Genomic DNA, 22,692 nt, shown 5'->3' with positions numbered 1-22,692 from the left:
AGAATGGGAAAGATCTATATAGTCAAACGAATTTTGTATACCGTTTTTGTGTTTGCAGTCGTAGTGACGCTGTGTTTCTTTATTCCGCGTATTGGAGTGGACGATCCCTGTTCCCGTTATTATCCGGCACAGGGAAACATGTCCGATGCACAGTATGAGGTGATCAAGGAACTTACCAGGGAGCAGTACGGGCTGGATGGAACGACCTGGTCACAGTTTTGCAGATACATATCAAATTTATGTAAAGGCGATCTGGGAACGTCTTACCAGTCAGGAAGTCCGAAGGTTATTGATCTGATCTTTGCCAGACTTCCGTGGACGCTTGTATTGTCGGTATCCAGTATGCTGATTTCTCTTTTCTTCGGTATGTTGATCGGCGCATTCTGCGCCTGGAAACGAGGCGGATGGCAGGATCGGGCGCTGATGAACGCATCTACCATTACAACTGCGTTGCCGGCTTTCTTTCTTGCATTGCTTCTTGCATTTTTTCTGGGTTTTCAGTGGGAGATATTCCCGGCATACACAGACCAGAACATGGTGTCTTCGTTTAGATGGAATGCAAAAAGTGTGCTGAATGTTGCATATAATGCGGCTCTTCCTGTGATCAGCAGTGTCATTGGCGGAATCATTTCTTATGCTCAGAGTACACGAAACAGTGTGATTGCGGTATCCAATGAAAATTTTATTATTACGGCAAAGGCGAAGGGCGTTTCCAATACTGCAGTTATTTACAAGCATACGCTGCGTAATGCCATGCTGCCTATTGCCACCAGTCTCGGAATGAGCATTTCCGGTCTGATTGGCGGTTCGGTGGTGATTGAACAGATTTTCAACTGGAACGGTGTAGGTACACTGTTCCTAGAGGCGAATAACACAAATGATTATCCTCTTATGATGGGGATTATGATATTTTTATCCGCTTTTGCGCTGGTGGCAAATCTTGTTACAGATTTATGTTACAGTTTGCTGGATCCTCGTGTAACGTTAGGGGAGAAGAGATGAAAAGTAAAGTTGAAAATTTAAAAATACTGAAAAATAAGAGCGGAGCATTTGTCAGAAAGATCTGGAAGCACAGGCAGGGAAGAATCGGTATGATCGTTGTTTTGCTGCTGGTTCTGACTGCGGTATTCGCAAAATGGATTGCACCATATGATCCTTATGACGTAACGCAGCGTGTTGACAAAGGGCTTTCCCCGAGCCTGACGCATCTGCTGGGGACATCCATTACGACGGGACAGGACGTGTTCAGCATGCTGATTTATGGAACAAGGGTATCTTTAAGCGTCGGCATCATTACGGGACTGGCGATTGCAGTGCTCGGCTCTGTTCTTGGTGTGGCTGCAGGCTATCTGGGAGGCATTGTGGATATGGTACTGATGCGTATCGTGGATATCATGATTGTGATTCCGACTTTGCCGCTTACGATTGTGATTACAAATATTTTCGGGCACAGCTACGTAGTCATTGTGCTTGTATTTGTACTTTTCGGGTGGCAGAGCCTTTCCAGAGTTGTGCGCTCCCAGGTACTCCTTTTGAAAAATTCCGATTATGTGAAGGCGGCGGAGCTGGCCGGGGCGGGAAAAAAGTACATTATGTTTCGGCATATTCTTCCGGGCGTTTCCCATCTGGTTGTAATGAACACTGCGCTTACGTGTGCGGGGATTATGATCGCAGAAGCAGGACTGAGTTTCCTGGGACTTGGCAATCCAACTGCAATCAGCTGGGGAAAAATGCTTGCTGATGCGCAAAGCGGCGGCTCGATGCTGTTTGGACACTGGTGGACGATTCTTGCACCGGGAATTGGAATTTTTCTGTCTGTGTTTGCATTTATGCGCCTCGGACTGGCAATTGAAGAAATTCTGAATCCGAAGATGAAGCGAAAAAGCGGAGCGTATGTGATGCATCGGCAGCTGAATCATCGTTATCTGGAAGAGGTTTTCCAGTCTATGAATGATGTGGAGACAGGAGGAACCGCAGATGAGTGAAAGAGTACTTGATATCAGAAACCTGAAAGTGGTTTTTCCAAATGAACTTGGAATCATCCGTGCGGTAGAGGGGATAGACCTGGAAATTGAGAAAGGAAAATGCGTTGCTCTTGTGGGAGAAAGCGGGTGCGGAAAAAGCGTTACATCCCTGGCGTCCATGAAACTGCTGGGAAATTCAGGCGCGATTGTGCGTGCAGACAAAATGGAGCTGTGCGGTACAGACATACGGGAACTGAGCGATAAAGATATGCAGGATTTCCGAGGCAAAAGAATTTCCATGATTTTTCAGGATGCACTGTCAGCATTAAATCCTGTAATGACCATAGGGAAACAGCTGGATGAGATATTTATCAGACATTTCAATGTATCAAAAAAAGAAGCGAAGGAACATTCCATAGAGGCGTTAAAGCTCGTGGGTGTGCCAGATCCGGCGGTTCGCTACAAGGCCTATCCGCATGAATTGTCAGGCGGCATGCGTCAGCGCGTTTTGATTGCCATGGCGTTTGCATGTAATCCGGATCTGATCATCGCGGATGAGCCGACGACAGCCTTGGATGTGACCATTCAGGCGCAGGTGCTGGATCTGTTATCCGATCTGCAGAAAAGCCATCATAAGGCATTGCTGCTGATTACACATGATTTCAGCGTAGTAGTACATATGGCAGATGAAATCTGCGTGATGTACAGTGGTAAAATTGTGGAAAAAGCACCGGCAAAGGAATTATTTCGTGAGCCGTTGCACCCGTATACAAAAGGTCTGATTGGCTCAGTGGCAAAGATGGAGGATAAAAAGGGCAAATTCATCCAGATTCCGGATTCCTTGCCAAATCCGATGAATAAACCATCCGGATGCTATTTTCATCCCAGATGCGCCTGCGCGACAGAGAAATGCAAAACATATATGCCGCCTTTGCGGACTTTGGAAAATGGACGGCAGGTACGATGCTGGATACAGGAGGAAGCGCATGAGCCATAAAAATAAAATTCTGGTAGAGTCCTCCGGGCTTTGTGTCAATTTTCCGGTAAAAAAAGACGCGTTATTTTCAAAACCAAAGTATTTGCAGGCAGCGACAGATGTATCGATACAGATTCACCGCGGGGAAACGTTCGGCCTGGTGGGAGAGAGCGGATGCGGGAAATCGACATTTGCCAATGCGACGCTGGGACTTTTGAAGCCGAGCGCAGGGAAGGTGCTGTTTGACGGCCAGGATATCAACGAATTGCCGACGCAGCAGTTTCGGGAAATGCGCAAGCGGATGCAGAAGATTTTTCAGGATCCGGGGTCTTCCCTGAATCCGAGATTTACAGTATTTGAACTGATCGCGGAACCGTTAGTGATCCGCGGCGGTTATACGCTTTCGCAGCAAAAAGAGATGGTTGTCAGAATGCTGGAAAGTGTAGGGTTAAGTGAGGCTGATCTGTATCGGTATCCTTCTGATTTTTCCGGAGGTCAGCAGCAGCGTATTGCAATTGCCCGGGCTCTGATTCTGAGGCCGGAGTATCTTGTCTGCGATGAACCGGTCAGCGCATTGGACGTATCGGTACATGCGCAAATACTGAATCTACTGATGGATATGCAGAAAAAAATGGGAATTACGTATTTATTTATCTCTCACAATCTGGCTGTAGTGAAAAAAATCTGCGATCGGATGGCGATTATGTATCTCGGGAAAGTCGTAGAATATGGCGATTCAGAAAAGATATTTGCGAATCCGCTTCATCCATACACAAAGGCGCTGATCTCTGCCGTTCTTTCCATTGATGTGAATTCCGACCAAAAACGGATTACGCTGAAAGGGGATGTATCGAGCCCAATTAATCCACCGGTAGGCTGTCGCTTTTGTAAGCGTTGTCCCGCCGCACGTGCGGATTGTGAGACAGAAGAGTGCAAACTGACGGAAGTGGAACCCGATCATTTTGTAGCGTGCAGATTTTGTTGTTGATTTGAAATTAGAGTATTTTGCAAAATATCGTTATCGTTTGGTATTTTGTAATTGCTAAATAAAAAGAAAGAAGAGGAGAAAATTATGTTTCATGTAAAAAAACGTTGCCATGGCGTGGGAATGATGCTGGCTGCGCTGCTGATGCTTTGCATTGCCGTTTTTTCGGGCAGCTTTGTCGCATTCGCAGCAGAGGATGAGGGATATACTTTAACTTACCTGCTGGACGGGGAAGCATTTACGGAGCAGAAGTATCAGCAGGGCGAGACGCCGGAAGCACCGGAGGCTCCGGAAAAAGAAAAGTTTGTGTTCACGGAGTGGAAAAATCTTCCGAAGGTTATGCCTGCACAGGATATGACGGTAACAGGCAGCTACAATTTTGCCGGAACGATTGTGACAGATCTGGAAAATATTTATGAATGTGAACTGGTCGTTTCAGAAGATCTGGCAGTAACGATGTATCTGCGCATTGATGAGGAGGGGAATTTTGTATTCTCCCGTAATACGGATTTTTCTGATACGGAAAAGGGCGCTGGAAAAATGTTCAAACAGACACCGGCAGGAGATCTGGAGGCAGGTGCATATTCTGTAGACATCAGCTGGTCACCGATGGCGGAAATGTTTGCGCCGGTGCTTGATATCGACACAGAGAATATGACTTTTATACTGTATAGTGCATCAGATCCGGATACAGAAAAAGGAAACGGTTCGATTTCTTTTGAAGATGATGTGTACACGATGCATTTTGCGGATGGGGAAAACACAACAGAATTTACTTATGAAGACGGTGTGATTACATTTACTTCTAAGTTATGGTATGGTTCTGCAAGCTTTAACAGTGAGGACGAAGCAGGAAATTTCGTACCGTATACAGCTAAGCTGGAAGAAGAAGCGGAGGCGGAAGCAGAAGAGACGGCTGCAAAAGAGACAGGCGCAGAAGCGGAGCCGGAGGAAACAAAGTATTACTTCGTATACTATATTGTAAACGGAGAACAGGTAGTGGAAGGCGATTATATCTCAGAATTTGAGATTGGCGAAGATGGAAGAATTATTTTTGTATCTCCATTCTGGTTTGGAGCTACAGAGCCAAAGTTTACGGAAGAAGGCAGTGAAGAAGTGGCCTATCCGGAGTTTATGATCTCGGAGGAGAAACTGATTGCGGATATTGACAAAGAAGCGATTATCAGTAAATCAATGGCTCTGAATGCAGAGAATGCGGCAGATTCTGTTGGAAGCAAAGATGGAGCTTCTGCTTTTAAGACAGGAACCTACGGCGGAACGTACAGCACAACGGCGATGGGAAATCCACTGGTGTATGCGTGCACGATTACATTCAATGCAGATGGAACATATTTTTACAGTGTAAAGTTTCATGTAATGGGATCTGATTATAATGAAACAGACAATGGAACGTATACAATCAATGGAAGCTCGATTACGCTGACCGGTGGAAAAAGCATGTCCGGAAGTATCAGTGGAAACACAGTAACGCTGACAGGATATCTTTCTTCCTTTGCTTTTTCTCCGGCTACGGTTACTTTTACGTATGGCTATTCTCCGTCTGTGAGCAGCAGCCCGGCAACTACGCCAGATAATGGAAAAGAGAGTGAAAAAGAAACCGAAAGCAATGCGGATCCGGTTGTGAGTGCGGAAGGACTTGTTGGTGGAAAGTATGCAGTAGACATCAGCTGGTCTCCAATGGCATCGATGTTTTCGCCGATCCTTGATATTGATGCAAAAAATATGACGTTCAATCTCTATAATAAGGGCGCATCAGGAACGAGCCGCGGAAGCGGAACGATTAAATATGCAAAAGGCGTATTTACACTGAATTATACGACAGGAAAGAAAACGAAATTTACTTTTAAAGATGGCGTGATTACATTTACATCCAAGTTGTGGTACGGATCGGCAAGCTTCAATAATGAGAACGCATCAGGTAAGTTTGTGCCTTATACAGCTACATTGATGGGGACAGGAACTGCATCAGAAACGGAAAAAGAAACAGAGAAACCGGTTGAGACAGAACCAGGCGGAAATGAGACAGCAGTACTGAAAACTGGTACTTACAGTGGAACTTACACAAAAACTGCAATGGGATCACAGGTGGTTTATGCATATTCTATGATACTGAATGCAGACAGTACTTACCGTTATTCTGTCACATTCAATATGATGGGAAATGAGTACAACGAGTCAGAGAATGGTACTTATAAGGTTGATGGAAGTACTCTTATGCTGGTAGCAGCGGATGGCACACAGATGGCTGGTACCGTGAACAGCAATGGAACAATTTCTGTGACAAGGAAGGTTTCTTCTTTTGCAGCGGATACGGTTGCTCTGAATTTTGTTTATGGCGATGTACCGGAAACGAATGAGAGTGAGTCTGAGAAGGAATCCGAAAAGGAAACAGAAAATGAAACAGAATCCGAAAAGGAATCTGAGAGCGAGGCAGAAGGAGAAACAACCGCACTGGCAAGCGGAAAGTACACGGTGGATATCAGCTGGTCTCCGATGGGAGCAATGATTACTCCGGTACTGGATATTGATGCGGCAGCTATGACCTTTAACGTATATGGCGAGAGTGCTCCGGACGCGAGCAAGGGCAGCGGAACGATTACATGCGCAGCAGGCGTATATACGCTGAATTATGAGAATGGAAACACGACTACGTTTACCTATGCAAAGGGCGTGATCACATTCACTTCCAAGCTGTGGTATGGGGCGGCAAGTTTTAACAATGCAGATGACAATGGGAATTTTGTGCCGTATACCGGAACTGTTCATGGAAGCGGAAATGAGCCGGGGACAGGGGAAGGTGAAACTGCTGTACTGGCAAGCGGAAAATATGCGGTAGATATCAGCTGGTCTCCGATGGGCGCAATGATGTCGCCGATCCTTGAGATTGATGCATTAGCTATGACGTTTGATGTATATAATGCAAGCGCACCGGAAACAAGCAAAGGAAGCGGAACGATTACGAGTGCAGAAGGCGTGTATACTCTGAATTATGAGAGTGGAAATACGACTACCTTTACGTACGCAAACGGTGTAATTACATTTACTTCGAAGCTGTGGTACGGAGCTGTGACTTTTAACAATGTGGATGACGATGGAAACTTTGTGCCATATACGGGAACGATTGGCGGAGACGAGTCGGGAGCTGCCAAGACAGTAGAGAACCGGACTTATGCAGCGAAGCGGAAAGCACAGGAAGCAGAGAACACAGAGGCAGAAGGAGAGACTGAGCCGATGACAGAAGCGGCAATGGAAACTGAGGCAGCAGCAACAGAGACAGAAACGGAAACTGAGGCAGCAACAGAGACCGGTACGGAAACTGAGGAGGCAGCAGAGACAGAAACGGAAACTGAGGAGACAGCAGCAACAGAGACGGAGACAGAAACTGAGCCGATGGCAGAAGTGACAACGGAGGCAAATACGGAAACAATAGCTGAATAAGGATAACAGATAAACAACCTTGGAAACGTTTTGATCTTTTTTCTGAGGTTGTTTATCTAGTATATATTGAGAGGTTAAAAACATGATGATTAATAAGCGCCTGATCAATACAGTCAGTGAGAGCAAAAAGTATGTGAGAAATAATGTTGTTCTGCAGTGGTGTTCTCTTGCCGCGAACATTACCATGATGGGATCTGTTAGCTGGCTGATTGCGGGAATTTATAAACAGGATGTGACGCAGCGGCAATTTCTTACGACAATAGCAATTGCGGCGACGGCGGTTTTGGTTCGCTGGTTTTGCTCGGAGGGCTCAGCAAGGATGAGTTATCTTTCGTCCAAAGCAGTGAAAAAAACACTTCGGCAGATGATTTATGAAAAATTGCTCCGGCTGGGAACTTCTTATCTTGAGCAGGTTCATACATCGGAAATAATTCAGGTTGCTGTGGAGGGCGTTGATCAGCTGGAAACATATTTTGGCGCATATCTTCCACAGTTCTTTTATGCTATGCTGGCGCCGTTGACACTCTTTGGCGTATTGTGTTTTGTGAATATACCGTCTGCGGTCATTTTGTTAATCTGTGTGCCGATGATTCCACTGGCGATTGCGGCAGTGCAGACCTGGGCAAAGAAACTGCTTGCAAAGTATTGGGGACAGTATACTGCGCTTGGCGATACTTTTCTGGAAAATCTGCAGGGTCTTACTACAATGAAAATCTACCAGTCGGATGATTTTAAGAATCAGCAGATGAATGAGGAGGCAGAAAAGTTCCGCAAGATTACAATGAAGGTTCTGACCATGCAGCTGAATTCTATCACCATTATGGATCTGATTGCCTATGGAGGGGCAGCTCTTGGAATGATTATGGCTGTTACACAGTATAAAGCCGGTAAAGTAGAGCTTGCAGGCGCATTGTTTATTATTCTTCTTTCGGCAGACTTTTTTATTCCTATGCGTCAGCTGGGGTCCTTTTTTCATGTAGCAATGAACGGAATGGCGGCGAGTGATAAGATTTTTCGCCTGCTGGATCTGCCTGAGGAATCGCAGGGACATAAGAAAAAGATAACGGATGACACCAGCATTGTATGCGAGAATCTCTGCTTCTCTTATACAGAAGACAGAGAAGTGCTTCAGAATGTCCAGATGAATTTTAAACAGGGAAAGCTTACGGCAATTGTGGGAGAAAGCGGTTGTGGAAAATCCACAATTGCAGCTGTTTTGATGGGAAGGAACAAAGGATATAAAGGCAGTGTGAAAATCGGACATAATGAGCTCAGGGAGATCGAAGAGACGAGTCTGCTGAAAAATTTTGTATACATCAGCCATCACAGTTACCTGTTTAAGGGAACTGTCAGAGAAAACCTGCTTATGGGGAATCCGGATGCTTCAGATGAAGCGCTCTGGCGGGCGTTGGAACAGATGAATCTTGCAGAATTCCTGAGGTCCGAACAGGGGCTTGATACGGAACTTACAGAAAATGCCGGGAATTTTTCCGGCGGGCAATGCCAGCGCCTGGCTCTTGCAAGGGCGTTGCTATTTGACGCTAAGGTTTACATATTTGATGAGGCCACATCTAATATTGACGTGGAGAGCGAAAATGATATTATGGAGCAGATTTTTGAACTGGCAAAAAGAAAAACTGTGATTCTGATTTCGCACAGACTTGCAAATGTTGTACCGGCGGATCAGATTTATGTAATGGACAAAGGCTGCCTGGCAGAAGTCGGCACACATGAAGAATTGTTGAAAAACCATGGAATCTATGCGGAATTGTGGGATACCCAGGCAGATCTGGAGCAGTATGGGAGGGGAGGAGAAAACGCATGAAGAAGAGAAGTGGATTTCGTGTAATGCTTGATCTGATTGGGATGGTAAAACCTCTGACCGGTTATATGCTGCTTGCTATACTGATGGGGCTTTGTGGCCATCTTTGCGCTACGTTCATTACAGTGCTGGGAGGTTATGCCTTATTGAATGCAATGGGATTGGAAACAATGTTTTCTTTAACCTGTATTTTTTTGACGGCAGTACTTCTCGCGGCATTTCGGGGTATTTTACGCTATGCAGAACAGTCTTGTAATCATTTTATCGCATTCAAGCTGCTGGCGTTGATACGCGATAAAGTATTTCTGGCACTTCGAAGACTTTGCCCGGCAAAGCTGGAAGGAAAAGATAAAGGAAATCTGATTTCAGTTATCACATCTGACATAGAACTGCTGGAAGTTTTTTATGCGCATACCATTTCGCCGATTGTGATTGCAGTACTGTTCTGCGTGGTGATGTGTTTCTACCTTGGACAGTTCCATCCGGCGCTTGGTTTAATCGGACTGGGGGCATATGTCGTGGTAGGGGTGAGCATTCCGCTGATGATTTCGAAGCAAAATGGAGATACAGGAATGAAATTTCGCCAGAAATCCGGTGAACTCAGCAGCTTTGTTCTGGATAGTCTGCGGGGACTTTCTGAAATTCAACAATACGGTACAGGCGCCGTACGTTTGGCTGCCATGAACGGGCGGACCGACGGGCTTTCAAAAGAAGAAGAGCAGATGAAGCGGGTAACCGGAAGAAATACAGCGCTTACGAATACAGCGATTCTGCTGTTTGATTTGTTGATGATTTTTACGGCAGTGGAGCTGTGCAGGAATGGGGCGATTGATTTTGCAGGAATGCTGCTTGCAGTATTAGCTCTTATGAGTTCATTCGGGCCGGTTGTGGCTCTGGCAAATCTGGGGAGTATACTGCAAAATACATTTGCGGCAGGTGAGCGTGTGTTGGATATTCTGGAAGAAACGCCGGTTGTTGAGGATGTGTCCGGATTTCCGGAGGTTGATTTCAGGGGGGCTCAGGCAGAGCATGTCACGTTTTCCTACAAGGACGAAACGATTTTATCAGATGTGTGTGTTGAGATTCCAAAGCATGCGGTGATCGGAATCTCCGGACGAAGCGGCAGCGGAAAGTCTACATTTTTAAAGCTGTTGATGCGTTTCTGGAAAACAGACAAAGGAAATATCGGGATCTCAGGACAGGATATTAATGAGATAAATACGACAAATCTGCGGGCGATGGAAAGTTTTGTGACGCAGGAAACGTATTTATTTCATGACAGTATAAAAAATAATCTGAAGATTGCAAAGTTGTCTGCTACGGATGAAGAACTGGTGCGTGCATGTAAAAAAGCATCCATTCACGACTTTATCATGAGTCTGCCAGAAGGGTATGATACAGAGGTTGGCGAACTGGGAGATACGTTGTCCGGCGGAGAGAGACAGCGAATCGGTCTGGCCAGGGCATTTTTGCATGACGCCCCGTTGTTGCTGCTGGACGAGCCTACCAGCAACCTTGACAGCCTGAACGAAGCGGTTATTTTGAAGTCACTTTATAAAGAGCGGGAAGGAAAGACCGTGGTTCTGGTATCGCACAGAGCGTCCACAATGCGGATTACAGATCAGGTATATTCGGTAGAACATGGAAGGATCAGCTAAAAACAGGGCAGCTGCGCAAAGGGAGATTTTGCAGCTGCCCTGTCTCTTTATATTTTTTCTGCGGTGTCGTGTATTTTCCTGTATTCCCGCGGAGACATCCCGGTTTTCTGGCGAAAGACAGTAGAGAAATAGGAAAGCGTTTCATAACCGCAGCTCTGGCTGATTAGGCTGATCGGAAGATTGGTCTGGAGCAGAAGCTTGCGCGCAACGCTCAACCGTTTTTTCTGTATATATTCAGAAAGCGTATCTCCGGTTTCTTTTTTAAACATTGTGGAGAGATATTCCGGATTGAATCCGAAGGATTCGGCCAGGGTGCTGCGGGAGATTTCTTCCGCTAGGTGCTGCTCAATGTATTGCTGGATATGCAGGACCGACTCAGAAACAGAAGGGGATGTTTTGTTCTTGGGCGTCTGCGCGGTCTGTCCGTAATAGAGGGCCATGGATTTGGTAATTGAATGCTCAAGTTCCAGTTTGTCAACCGGCTTCAGTAAATACTCTGAGACGCCCAGGCTGATGGCCCGCTTGGCATAGTCAAAATTCGGGAAACTGCTCAGAATGATACAGACACAGTTCGGATAAGCTTTTTTTACCCAGGAGATCAGAGTAAGGCCATCACCATCCGGCAGTTCGATGTCACTGATCAGAAGAGCAATTTGTTTGGAGCGAAACTGTTCTATGGCTTCTGTCATAGAATAGGCGCCCAGTACTTGTTGAAAAGAAAGCTTTGCCCAATGGATGGAATCCTTTAATCCCTGCACAATGGGAACATTGTCATCTACTAACAATACATTCATGGTTTCTGTGTATTCCTCCATGTTTCATACTGATTTTTGAGTTCCGCCTGTACTTCAGCGGCACCCGCCTTTTCCATTTCGTTCAGCATCTGTGGCAGATAGACGGTAGGGTCCAGCATGCCGGTTTCAAGACCATAAGCGTAAGTATCGGCGATTTCATTTAATGCATTATTTTGCCATGCGACGACACTGTCATCAAAGCGAAATCCAAGAGAAGCATCCCGGCGGGCTTCGTTCTGATAGATTTCATTTTTTTTCCACAGATCGGGATCATTTCCGTTCCAAATATAAGAGAGTGTTTGATTTGGAAAGGACCAGCCGATGTTTGGATAATAACCGGAATTTTCTGCGGTCATACCCTCTGGGAAATCAATTGTGCCATTCGGAAGAAGCACATAATGAGTATTTTCTATGCCATAAAGAAAGAGATTTATGAGCTCCGGGTTGGTATAAATTTCGTACAGAAACTGCATGGATTCTTCCGGATGGTTACTGTTTTTCATGATACCCCATGACGAAATTTCAGCAGATGAATTTGTGACGCGCGGCTCCATGAGAGGAACGCTGACCAATTCGCAGCCGGAGCTCACATTTTCTTCCCATTCAATTCCGGGTTTGCAGGCACAAAAGTAAGAAAAAAGCTTTCCAGTCCGCATAAGTTCGGAGCCTTTGAGATTTTGAAGCGGGAGCTCCTCCGGAAAATATCCGGCCTGATTCCATTTGTACAGCATCGTAATCCATGACAGATATTCGTCTGTTGTGTATTTATTGACAATTTCTTCTTCTGCAGTTGGCGCTATAGTAAAAATGCAGTTTTTTACGGCGTCAAACTGATGGTATCGGAGTAGAAAACCGGAATGTGTCCAAAGTGGCGCTGTCATGATAAGGTCTGGTTCGTTCTGGCTGAGTTTTTCAAAAAGTGTGTCGAGATCCTGGATTGTCTGGATATTTTCAGGGTCAATCGCATATTTCTCTAAAATATCTTTTCGAAACACAATCCCAAAGGAAGCTACATAATCAGCTTTGGATGGAAGGGTGTAGAGTTTGCCATTTCGTCTCGTATGTTCTATTTCTTCTTCGGTTGCAATTTCGCAAATATCCTGTTCCCAGATGGGCAACAGGGGATCAAGATCCAGACAGAGGTGTTCGTCTTCAGTCGTTGTGGATACGTCGATTGTGATGCCTTGTTTTTCAAGCTGCTCCATTTGCCGTTTTCTGTCAATGATTAATGCAGGATAAAACTGTACATGAAACTGACGTTTTTCCCACATCAATGCGTCGGCATGGGCAGCAATCAACTCAAAATCATCCGGGATAAAAAAATCATAGGCAATCATAACATTGATTGTGACAGGTTCTTCAGCTGCTATGGAATGACAGGTGGACAGGAGACATAGTATAACAGCTAAAAAAGCTGTATTTTTTCGGATTCTTTTTTGTTTCTGTTTTTGGATACGGATAGGCGTGATCCGGTTATACAGGAGTTTCATAAAATTTATTCCTTTCTGGTAAAAGAGGTATCGATCGATTGTCATTTCTTTTTAAAATCAGGTATTTTCAGAAAACGGGAGCAGGATTGTGATCTGTGCTCCGCCCTGCTTTTGGTTGGCAACATGCAGGCGCGCCCTGCCATGATATAAAATGGTCAGGCGCTGGTTGACGTTGTACATGCCGATACCAGCGTTTTTCCTGGACAGGAGGCCTTTTTCCGGGTGCGGTAACTGTGAGAGCAGTTCTTCTGAAAAACCGACGCCGTTATCCGTTACCTGCAACATCAGGAAATCTGTTTCCTGTTTTTTTATGAGCTGTCCCGTTATCGTGATTTTGATTTCACTGGTACGGGCGTATTTCAGGGAATTTTCCACAAAGGTCTGCAAGGAAAGAATAGGGATTTCCGTTTCATATAATTCCTCCGGTACGTTTATGATATAAGAAAAAACTGTCTGGTGTTTCATACGGTGGATTTCCAGATAGTTTTTGATATGTTCGAGTTCTTCCGCCAGGGATACCAAATGCTCCTGATAGAGCAGATAACGGAAATGGCGGGAAAGAAAGAACGTCATTTTCTGTGTCATTTCAAAGTCATGTGATTGCGCAAAGCCCATAATGGTATTCAGGCCGTTTAAGATAAAATGGGGCTTGACCTGTAATTGTAAAAGCTGAAGCTTTGCTTCCTGTTCAAGCAGTTTCTGCTCATAAATACCTATTTTTAAATGGTCAATTTCTCTTGTCATTGCATTCATGGCTGTATATACCTCACGCAGCTCCAGAGCCGTATTCTCGGCGATGGTATACTCGGAGAAATCACCGCTTTTGATGCGGTTCATCTGTGTGACGAGTACTTGTAAAGGGCGGATTAAAAGGGTGACAAGAACACTGAGATAAAGGAAAAACAGCAATATGGCAAAGGCAATCAGGAAAAACAGGACGAGGCGAAGCTGATGAAACACGGAAAAAAGCTCACTGCGGTCCAGGACAGCAGTCAGAAAGAAGGCGTTTTTGTAAAATGACTGGCGGATGATAAGCGGAGAGCTGGTTTCGGATGTTTCGTATTTCCAGATATTGTTTTCATCTTCAAGGAACAGGCTGGTGAGACCGTCAATCTCCTGGTTACGGATGGCTGAAAGCAGCTGTTGTGTATGAATCCAACAGCCCCACAAAGTATTTCCGCTTCGCTGAGTAAGCATCAGATACGGATCTCCATCGAGCATAAAAGCCTGATAGCCCTGACGGAAAGGATTTTCTTCTGCCGTAAGCGAACAAAGAAAATCTTGTATATATTGCGCTGCCTGGCACTGTTTGGAATAGTCGCGGTCTCTGTTTCGTATAAAACGAAACTTTTCATTGTGCAATACAAAGATACCATCTATCTGCGAATAAGTATAAATATCTTCCGAATAGTAGGCATTTAAGTCTTGCATTGCCTGAAGCTGCTCTAATTCCGAACCGGATTCGATTTTCGAAAGAAACTGTGTGGGAACCGTACGGTTGGCGACATAACTGTGAATATTCTCCAACGTAACTTCTATTTCTGAGGCGTACGGAAGAAGCAGCTGCTGGTGGGAGAGCGTCAGCTGTTGCTCAAAGGAGTTCATGGCAATCAAAATCCCTGCAGTAAGCAGACCGATAATCGGAACGGTAAAAAGCAATGCCCAGAACACTAATTTACTATATATTGAATGAAAAACTGTCATTTTTATCAAAAAAACCACCTCTTTATAAAAATCCTTATCATTTTATCATAAAGAACAAATATATTCAAAAGTTTTCCCAACATAATTGGAAGAAATTTCACTTGTTTCCACCTATACTGTTGTCATAAATGCTGCAAAGCCGTTGCGCACAAAAAGGAGGGATTAGAGGAAAGATGAAGATCGGGTTTCAGGAACTTCTGATCGTATTCATTGTTGCACTGGTAGTAGTCGGGCCGGATAAGCTGCCCTATTATGCGAAGAAATTCGGGCAGGCTATGGCGCAGTTCAAAAAATATACTGCCGAAGCAACAAAAGAGATCAGGGAAAATGTGGTGGAACCGCTGCAGGAAGCGCAGAGGCCGCTTCGAGAGGCAATGGAACCGTTTGACGAGATTAGCCGTGAAGTGAAAGGGAGCGTGAATGAAGTAAAAGCTTCGTTTTCTGATATCGGGAAACCGGTGAAAAACGGCGGTTTCCAGAGAAAGGAAAAAACAGAGAGTGTTACGGAACATTCACAGAATGAATCAGAAAAGTTGCAGAATGCACCGGAAGATCTGCATAACGAATCAAAAAAGCAGGATAATGCAACAGAAAATCTGCAAAGCGAATCTATAGATTCTATGGACATACAGACGGAGCTGAAAAATGGATCCGCGAATTCGGAAGCGCCCTGCGAGGCGTAAAAACAGAATAAAATATATGAGATAGAAAGGAATAGAGATTATGAAGATAGGTACGACGGAGTTATTAATTATTTTGGCAGTTGTTTTACTGATATTCGGACCGTCCCAGATTCCGAAGCTGACGAGGATGGTTGGACGGAGCGTAAAAAGTTTTCAGAAAGGAATGACGGAGGAGGGCGAAGGAGATTCCACTTTTGCGGAAGAAAAAGAAACGATCTGAATACCGTCTGAGAGATTATGCGCAAAAAGAAAGAAAGTAATATGTCACTGTCAGGGCATTTGAGAGAACTGAGAAACCGTGTGGTGATCTGTGTTGTCTGTCTTGTCTTTACGTTTCTGGTGGGCCTGCATTTTGCACCGGATCTGGTGGAGCTGCTCACCGGGATGGGGGAGCAATACGGTTATCAATACGTATATATCGCACCGCAGGAGCTTCTGATGCAGTACTTTTCGGTTGCCCTGATTGCTGCACTTTGTATCGCTTTTCCGGTTATTGCATACAACATCTGGGCATTTATGAAGCCCGGACTTCGGAAAAACGAAAATTTTCTGATACGGGCAGCGCTCGTATGCGGGTTGGGCTGTTTTGTGATAGGTGTTTTGTTTGCCTACTATATCATGATACCGTTCATGCTTCATTTTCTGATTGATCTGAGCCGTGGAAGTGATATTACGGCATCGATCAGTGTACAGAGCTATCTGACGTTTCTGTTCAGTATCTTTCTGATTTTCGGAATTATTTTTGAGCTTCCTGTAATGTCGGTGGTTTTGACTCAGGTGGGTATTCTGAAAACGAAATGGATGAGAAAGGGACGGAAGCTGATTGTTATCTGTATTTTTGTGATTTCAGCGCTGGTGACTCCACCTGATATTGTATCACAGATTATGGTGGCAATCCCTATGATTGCGTTGTATGAGGTAAGTATCCTGATCAGCAGTGCGCTTCTGAAGCTGAGAAAAAAGAAGCAGCAGGATGAAGAGGATATATAGTTTTTGACCTACATGCGAAAGCATGACCTGGAACCAGGTGATTTGGCGATAAGTTTAAGATGAGCCGGCATAACGCCGTTACTCATATACGAGTTCTCAAAACCAGACTGTTGTAACTTAGGTGTGACTTACAAATTTCAGGAGGTACTATTTTATGGGAAAAACTATTTCAAGAAGAGATTTTTTGAGAGGAGCAGCGGCGGGAACCTTAAGTGTGGCTGTACTTGGAGCAGCAGGTATGAGCGCCGGTGCGGCAGAGCAGGAGAGTAAGGCAGGACTTGCCCCTGTTTTTGACGGTTACGGAAGCAAATATGAGTATGGCCATTTTACCGTGGAAGCAACGGTAATTGACGCAAACAGTGAGGAGCACAATCCGAATCCGTCGTTCAGTCTGTATCACATCATGGACTATACGAAAGAAGTTCCGTATGCTGACAGCATGGATACGAACGGCGCCACAAACGACAACAACACAGCCAGTATGTATCTCATTACATCAGGAAAAGATGCACTTTTGGTTGATTTAGGCAATGGTCCGGCTGCTACGGCCATGCATTTTGGGGAGGATGCAGAGGATGCGGCAGTTCTGGAAAAAATCAATACAGAATACCGGGACCTGATTCTTTCTCTTACAGAGGACCGGAATTTGAAAATTGCAATCACGCACAAGCATGGCGATCATGTGGGATATTCCACAGCGTTTGAAGGACTCGGCTATACGGTTCTTTTTCCGGAAGGCGATGTGGATGATAAGATTAAAGAGCGTTTTGCATCATATGAGTTCCAGACCTTTATGCCGGGTGAATTTACGATTCAGGTAGGCGAAATTGCGTTGGATACGATTCTCTGTCCGGGCCATACAGACGCATCTACTATTTATGTAATCAATACGCCGCTGATTACTTATAATTATGACGCAAGCAACGCTACGGCAACGTATTTGTCTCTGATCGGGGATGCGATCGGCTCCGGATCAAGCGTATGGATTTTCAGCCTGGACGGATTGAATCAGCTTAATGAAGGAATTGACGCTGTCGTAGAAAAACTGGAAAGCTACACTTCTTTTGATGCCGGCCTTGGCGCAGGAGAAGAGACAGGAGCCAAAATGCTGTTTCTGGGAGGACATGGCTGGCAGTATGTCAACCGTTTCGGTACGATGAATATGGATATTGAGTATGCAAAGAGCATGCAGAACCTGATTCATATTCTGTCTGATGCAGATAAATGGCAGTATGACGGTGTGGATGGCCTTACCATGGAAGACTGGATGAAACGCGGCTACGTTGCACTCAAGAGTGTTGGTGCTTTTGGACGTTATACGTGCTATTTCGGAACTACGCTTACTTCCGCTGCAGCGATCACAGGACCGTTGGATGCGATGAAAGAATACGCTGGCATAGCAGAGAAAGAAAATTAATCAGGAAAGCAAGTTACGCAACGTTTTCGGATATTAAAATTTTTTGATGCTATTTTGAAAAACACGGTCTGAACATTTGAGAGCTTGGTTGAAACTAAAGGAGGATTTTTTATGCAGTTATCAAGACGTGATTTTTTAAAGGGAGCTACCGCGATGGCGCTTGCGGCCGGAACGCTGGGGCTTGGAACTATGGCTTTTGCAGAAGAGAATGGAGAAGATACCGTTGAACTGAAGATCGAAAGCTCAGAGGAATTGGCAGCTAAATTCACAGCAGGTAAGAGCGGAGATATGGAGTACTGTGCGTATGATCCGTCCGGGGATGTAAAAGAGCTTCCAGAGTCTGTTCCGCTTGTAGTATTTCTGCATGGCGAAGATGGAAAGGGTGCAAATGGTACACAGCTAACTGCAAACCGTGGCGCAACATTTTTTATGGAATCAGCGCAGCTGAATAAAAATGCTACGTATATTCTGGCGCCGCAGTGTCCGGCAGACGACTGGTCCGGTGAAGAAACGCTTGCTGCTGTAAAGCAGATGGTGGAGGAGTACTGTGCGGCGAATCCGAAGATCAATAAGGACCGTATCTACATCCAGGGAATGTCCATGGGTGGAACGGGGGTATGGGCGATGCTCCTGACCTATCCGGATTTTTTTGCCGGTGCAATGCCGATGTGCGGCGAGGCGCCGGAGCGTTTCTATGGACAGAAGGGTGTATTTGAAGCACTGGCAAACATGCCGATCTGGGCATTCCACAATGCGGATGACGACGTTGTTCCGGAGAAGGCAACAGCAGATGCGGTTGCAGCACTGCAGGAAGCAGGAAGCGGAGCCGTGAAATACGAGGTATTCAGCGCCGGTTCTATCACACCTGCACATAATGTATGGGAGCGTGTATACAGCATCGGAACACCGTATAACTGGCTGTTCAGTCAGGATCTTGCACGTACCGATCACGGTAAGAACGCACCGAATATGCTGTTTACACATAAGGTATTAAACGATAATGTGACAGAGATTCGTGACTACGATCTGGACAGACTGTATGTTATTGATTTTGGAAAAGAGGTACTCGTGGTTGACAGCGCAATGGGCGGTTTTGGACAAGCGGATTTGTACGCTTATCTGGCAGAGAATGTTTTGACAGACCCGAAGGCTGAAATGGACATTTTTGTCACACATCTGCACGGCGATCATATTCTTGGCATTCCGTCGTTGATGGCTTCCGGAAATGTCCGTAAAACATACATCCATCCGGCAGACCGCGCAGGTTTCGTTGAAACGATGGATAAATCTGGCGTATCAGAGGATTCACTGAATATTCAGGAAGTAAACGATGGCGATATGATTACACTTGGCGACGAGGCAATGGAAGTAATTCTGGTTCCGGGGCATACGGATGGTTCGATCTGTCTGTATTATAAGAATTATATTTTCTCCGGTGATGCAGTTGGCTCTGGCGATTTGTGGTTGTTTGGAACATCATTTGAAGATTACCGCCCGTCTGTAGAGCATTTCATGGCAGATATTGCAGCGCGGGGGCAGGAATATGAACTTCTGACGGGTCATTTTGAGAACCTGAATCCGTTTAGTGTACAGTATGTACGTGATATGGTACTGCTTGTCAAATATATGCTGGCAGGACAAATTGAGGAGGGTGTTTATACACGGCGTGAAGGAAAATATGCGACTTACGAGTCCGCAAATATTTTTTATAGCTAAAACGCCTAAATTATAAAGGCAATGAGTATCGCAGGCAATCATCCGTTTGGATGGTTGCCTGTTTTTTGATTGTGGAAACAGAATTCTAATTTTTCGGCTCTGCGGTACTTCTGGGCACTTTGCAGATAATAACGTTTTCAGAAAACAGTCATATTCTGATAATGAAGTATATCTTTTGAAAAGGAGAGGAGCGCGTATGTCAGATATGAGAAACGCCGGCTGTGAATGCGGAGTTTTCACAAATTGCCGGGTAAATGAAGTCTATCATCATATGGCAGAGGCGAATGCGCCTCTGGCAATGGGATATGTGCCGTATCAGAGTTGGGATACAACGTATGATGTGTGTCAGGCACTTGCTGCTGGAACTATTTTTCCGTGCCTTGATAAGCCATTTTGTGGGAGAGGGGGTAAATGCTGATGAACCGAAATGCTTGCTGTACACAGAATATGGGGCCGCATGGCGCCAGAAATAATATGGGCCAGGCGCGCTGCGCGATGCCAGTGAAGGAGCCGGTGCGTCCGTGTATGGAAAATCGCATGGGCCAGAATCGTCCGTGCATGGAAAATCACATGAATCAGAATCGTCCGTGTATGGAAAATCGCATGGGCCAGAATCATCCATGTACGGAAAATCATATGAGGCACCACCATCAGGATATGGGACAGGACAGAATGTCGTCGCCGTGCACTTGCGAAGACGACTGGAAACAGGAAGTACCGACAGGAAACCAGAAAAAGCTTTTGTGCTATATTGATGAAGTAAGCTTTGCGGTATACGATGCCCTGCTTTATCTCGATACGCATCCGAATGATGATGCAGCGCTTCACTATTTTAATCGTCACAATATGAAACGCAATTTTGCCCTGGAAGAATACGCGAAAGCCTATGGTCCGCTGAACATCGGCACCATGGATGATGACGCAGGTCGTTCCTGGGAGTGGGCTTGTCAGCCATGGCCGTGGGAAGGGGGGAATTGTTAATGTGGTTTTATGAAAAAAGACTTGAATATCCGGTAAACATTACGACTCCGAATGCAAAACTCGCACAGTTTATCATGAGTCAATATGGAGGTCCAGATGGAGAAATCAATGCCTCCCTGCGCTATCTTTCGCAGCGTTTTGCCATGAAAAACAGGATAGCGATGGCGACTTTGACAGATGTAGGTACAGAAGAGTTGGCACATCTGGAAATTGTAGCTACCATAGTGCATCAGCTGACAAGAGATCTTTCAATGGAAGAGATTGAAAAGAGCGGTCTTGGACCGTATTATATTGATCATACGATCGGTGTGTGGCCTCAGGCAGCTGGCGGTGTTCCGCAGAATGCATGTGAATTCCAGAGTAAGGGAGATCCAATTACAGATTTGTTTGAGGATCTTGCAGCAGAGCAAAAGGCGCGCAGCACATATGACAATATTTTGCGTGTTGTAAAAAATACACCGGAAGTTGCTGACCCGATTCGTTTTCTGCGTATGCGGGAAGTTGTGCATTTCCAGCGTTTCGGTGAAGCTCTCCGCTCCGTGCAGGAAGATCTTGACGCCAAGAATTTCTATGCATTTAATGCCAGCTTTGATGCGCCTGTTTCCTGCCCGCCAGGGAATAAGCAGTGAGTAATACAAAGTGCTAATAAAATGATTTAAATTTGAGACTGCCGCTTTTGTATAGAACGGCAGTCTCTTTTTTTAAGAAATTCCCGCAACTACTGGAAAAAAAGAATCGAATATGGTATGATTACCGGGTGATTTGTTGAAGAGGTATGAATAGAAGGTGTTATATGGCGGCAAGAAGCAGTAATCTGCGCCCGGTTCCGAAAAGCAGAAGTACGGGAAAAACGCAGAATTCCAATCGAAAATATGTGCGGCGTGTCCTGAGTACAGAACGGGATTATTTCGATTATAATCTTCTGGCAATCGTAATTTTGCTGACATGTTTCGGACTAGTTATGCTGTACAGTACAAGTGCTTATGAAGCAATGCTGGAATCAGCGGGCGACGATATGGCTTATTTCAGAAAGCAGGCAGTGATCAGCGTGGGAGCTCTGGTTCTGGCGCTTGTCGGCTCTCAGATTGATTACCATTTTCTGGCACGGTTTTCGGTTCCGATTTATGCCGTGTCCATGTTTTTTTTGTTTATCACAAAATTTATCGGGCGGGAGGTAAACGGTGCGAAGCGCTGGATTTATTTCGGTCCGATATCCTTTCAGCCGGCGGAGCTTGCAAAGCTTGCAGTGATTCTGTTTATCCCGGTTTTAATTGTAAAGATAGGGTACAAGCTGAAGGGGGTTAAGGCCCCGTGCATTGTGTTTGGTTTTGGCCTTCTGTCGGCAGCCTTTACGTATGTGTTCACGGAGAACCTGAGTACGGCGATTATTATTGCCGGTATCACAGTGGTTCTGGTTTTTATTGCACACCCGAAAACGGCGCCTTTTGTGATTGCCGCTGTAGCGGGCGCTGCGCTTGTCGCGCTTGTTGTGCTTATTCTTGTAAACAGTGCGGCAAACTCTGAGAATTTCCGAATTCGGCGTATTCAGGTCTGGATTGATCCGGAATCATATTCGAGTCTCGGCGGTTATCAGGTTATGCAGGGGCTGTATGCGATTGGGTCCGGCGGCTTTTTCGGAAAAGGACTTGGAAACAGTGCACAGAAACTTGGAGCGCTTCCGGAGGCGCAGAACGATATGATTTTTTCGATTATCTGTGAAGAGCTCGGTGTGTTTGGAGCAGTATTAGTGATTCTGATGTTTGTGCTGATGCTGTACCGGCTGTTTTTTATCGCACAGAATGCACCTGATTTGCTGGGGTCTCTGATTGCATCCGGTATTTTTGTGCATATCGCGCTTCAGGTAGTACTGAACATTGCGGTAGTGACAAATATGATTCCGACGACGGGAATTACGCTTCCGTTTGTCAGTTACGGAGGTACGTCGATTTTGTTTTTGATGGCGGAGATGGCGCTGGCGCTCAGTGTGTCACGACAGATTCGTTTTAAATAAAATACATGGCAGACTGTATTTCAGGCGGAGACATGCTTTGCC

General features: G+C 45.4%; 19 protein-coding genes. 16 read left to right on the top strand and 3 right to left on the bottom strand.

The genetic code is table 11. From position 1 onward, the window contains the following. The first annotated feature begins 3 nt into the window (after nucleotides 1–3). The 7 genes from AC6I2O_RS11600 to AC6I2O_RS11570 all read left to right on the top strand — a co-directional run bounded on the left by AC6I2O_RS11600 (nucleotide 4) and on the right by AC6I2O_RS11570 (nucleotide 10,864). Nucleotides 4–1,002, top strand: coding sequence for an ABC transporter permease (locus AC6I2O_RS11600; RefSeq protein ID WP_120392241.1), 999 nt, complete (start codon nucleotides 4–6; stop codon nucleotides 1,000–1,002). Then, nucleotides 999–1,985: an ABC transporter permease gene (locus AC6I2O_RS11595; RefSeq protein WP_497742715.1), complete on the top strand. Its 987-nt coding sequence runs from the start codon at nucleotides 999–1,001 to the stop codon at nucleotides 1,983–1,985. The genes AC6I2O_RS11600 and AC6I2O_RS11595 overlap by 4 nt, the downstream gene beginning before the upstream one ends. Further along, entirely contained in the window at nucleotides 1,978–2,961 is a 984-nt protein-coding gene (locus AC6I2O_RS11590) for an ABC transporter ATP-binding protein (RefSeq protein ID WP_120392239.1), read from the top strand. Before AC6I2O_RS11595 ends, AC6I2O_RS11590 begins: the two co-directional genes overlap by 8 nt. Then, a complete protein-coding gene (locus AC6I2O_RS11585) occupies nucleotides 2,951–3,928 on the top strand; it encodes an ABC transporter ATP-binding protein (RefSeq protein WP_120392238.1) in 978 nt (325 codons plus the stop codon). Before AC6I2O_RS11590 ends, AC6I2O_RS11585 begins: the two co-directional genes overlap by 11 nt. Before the next feature lie 84 nt (nucleotides 3,929–4,012). After that, a complete protein-coding gene (locus tag AC6I2O_RS11580; RefSeq protein ID WP_497742714.1) occupies nucleotides 4,013–7,384 on the top strand; it encodes a lipocalin-like domain-containing protein in 3,372 nt (1,123 codons plus the stop codon). Between the two features lie 82 nt (nucleotides 7,385–7,466). Continuing rightward, complete coding sequence (locus AC6I2O_RS11575) at nucleotides 7,467–9,209, top strand: ABC transporter ATP-binding protein/permease (RefSeq protein WP_497742713.1); 1,743 nt, start codon at nucleotides 7,467–7,469, stop codon at nucleotides 9,207–9,209. Further along, entirely contained in the window at nucleotides 9,206–10,864 is a 1,659-nt protein-coding gene (locus AC6I2O_RS11570; protein WP_497742712.1) for an amino acid ABC transporter ATP-binding/permease protein, read from the top strand. Before AC6I2O_RS11575 ends, AC6I2O_RS11570 begins: the two co-directional genes overlap by 4 nt. Nucleotides 10,865–10,911: 47 nt before the next feature. Here AC6I2O_RS11570 and AC6I2O_RS11565 read toward each other — a convergent pair whose 3' ends face one another. Genes AC6I2O_RS11565 through AC6I2O_RS11555 form a run of 3 tightly spaced genes read right to left on the bottom strand, consistent with a single transcriptional unit; the run spans nucleotide 10,912 to nucleotide 14,852 of the window. Further along, complete coding sequence (locus AC6I2O_RS11565) at nucleotides 10,912–11,658, bottom strand: response regulator transcription factor (RefSeq protein ID WP_497742711.1); 747 nt, start codon at nucleotides 11,656–11,658, stop codon at nucleotides 10,912–10,914. Continuing rightward, nucleotides 11,655–13,148 carry a DUF3502 domain-containing protein gene (locus tag AC6I2O_RS11560; protein WP_497742710.1) on the bottom strand — a complete coding sequence of 498 codons (1,494 nt, stop codon included), beginning with the start codon at nucleotides 13,146–13,148 and terminating at the stop codon, nucleotides 11,655–11,657. Before AC6I2O_RS11560 ends, AC6I2O_RS11565 begins: the two co-directional genes overlap by 4 nt. A 57-nt stretch (nucleotides 13,149–13,205) precedes the next feature. Beyond that, a complete protein-coding gene (locus AC6I2O_RS11555; protein ID WP_497742977.1) occupies nucleotides 13,206–14,852 on the bottom strand; it encodes a sensor histidine kinase in 1,647 nt (548 codons plus the stop codon). 173 nt (nucleotides 14,853–15,025) lie between these two features. On the opposite strand from AC6I2O_RS11555, the gene tatB reads away from it, so the two are divergent. The 9 genes from tatB (at nucleotide 15,026) to AC6I2O_RS11510 (ending at nucleotide 22,650) form a co-directional block, all read left to right on the top strand. Next, the gene (tatB, locus tag AC6I2O_RS11550) at nucleotides 15,026–15,535 is read left to right on the top strand and encodes a Sec-independent protein translocase protein TatB (RefSeq protein ID WP_497742708.1); all 510 of its coding nucleotides are present in this window, start codon (nucleotides 15,026–15,028) and stop codon (nucleotides 15,533–15,535) included. A 40-nt stretch (nucleotides 15,536–15,575) separates the two neighbouring features. Continuing rightward, complete coding sequence (gene tatA / locus AC6I2O_RS11545) at nucleotides 15,576–15,755, top strand: twin-arginine translocase TatA/TatE family subunit (protein ID WP_497742707.1); 180 nt, start codon at nucleotides 15,576–15,578, stop codon at nucleotides 15,753–15,755. 17 nt (nucleotides 15,756–15,772) lie between these two features. Continuing rightward, nucleotides 15,773–16,525 (top strand): twin-arginine translocase subunit TatC, encoded by a 753-nt coding sequence (gene tatC, locus AC6I2O_RS11540; protein WP_120392230.1) that lies wholly within the window; start codon nucleotides 15,773–15,775, stop codon nucleotides 16,523–16,525. Nucleotides 16,526–16,679: 154 nt separating this feature from the next. Beyond that, nucleotides 16,680–17,942, top strand: a complete 1,263-nt coding sequence (locus tag AC6I2O_RS11535) for an MBL fold metallo-hydrolase (RefSeq protein WP_120392229.1) — start codon at nucleotides 16,680–16,682, stop codon at nucleotides 17,940–17,942. A gap of 111 nt (nucleotides 17,943–18,053) precedes the next feature. Then, on the top strand, nucleotides 18,054–19,658 hold the full coding sequence (locus tag AC6I2O_RS11530) for an MBL fold metallo-hydrolase (protein WP_497742706.1): 1,605 nt from the start codon (nucleotides 18,054–18,056) through the stop codon (nucleotides 19,656–19,658). A gap of 196 nt (nucleotides 19,659–19,854) precedes the next feature. After that, nucleotides 19,855–20,076, top strand: a complete 222-nt coding sequence (locus tag AC6I2O_RS11525) for a spore coat associated protein CotJA (RefSeq protein WP_497742705.1) — start codon at nucleotides 19,855–19,857, stop codon at nucleotides 20,074–20,076. Then, on the top strand, nucleotides 20,076–20,639 hold the full coding sequence (locus AC6I2O_RS11520; RefSeq protein WP_497742704.1) for a spore coat protein CotJB: 564 nt from the start codon (nucleotides 20,076–20,078) through the stop codon (nucleotides 20,637–20,639). The genes AC6I2O_RS11525 and AC6I2O_RS11520 overlap by 1 nt, the downstream gene beginning before the upstream one ends. After that, nucleotides 20,639–21,268, top strand: a complete 630-nt coding sequence (locus tag AC6I2O_RS11515; RefSeq protein ID WP_497742703.1) for a manganese catalase family protein — start codon at nucleotides 20,639–20,641, stop codon at nucleotides 21,266–21,268. The genes AC6I2O_RS11520 and AC6I2O_RS11515 overlap by 1 nt, the downstream gene beginning before the upstream one ends. 146 nt (nucleotides 21,269–21,414) lie before the next feature. Beyond that, nucleotides 21,415–22,650 carry an FtsW/RodA/SpoVE family cell cycle protein gene (locus tag AC6I2O_RS11510; RefSeq protein ID WP_497742702.1) on the top strand — a complete coding sequence of 412 codons (1,236 nt, stop codon included), beginning with the start codon at nucleotides 21,415–21,417 and terminating at the stop codon, nucleotides 22,648–22,650. Nucleotides 22,651–22,692: the final 42 nt, after the last annotated feature.

The sequence above is a fragment of the Blautia sp. St.27G3 genome (assembly GCF_059728505.1).
This window is presented reverse-complemented; position numbering and strand designations above follow the sequence as displayed.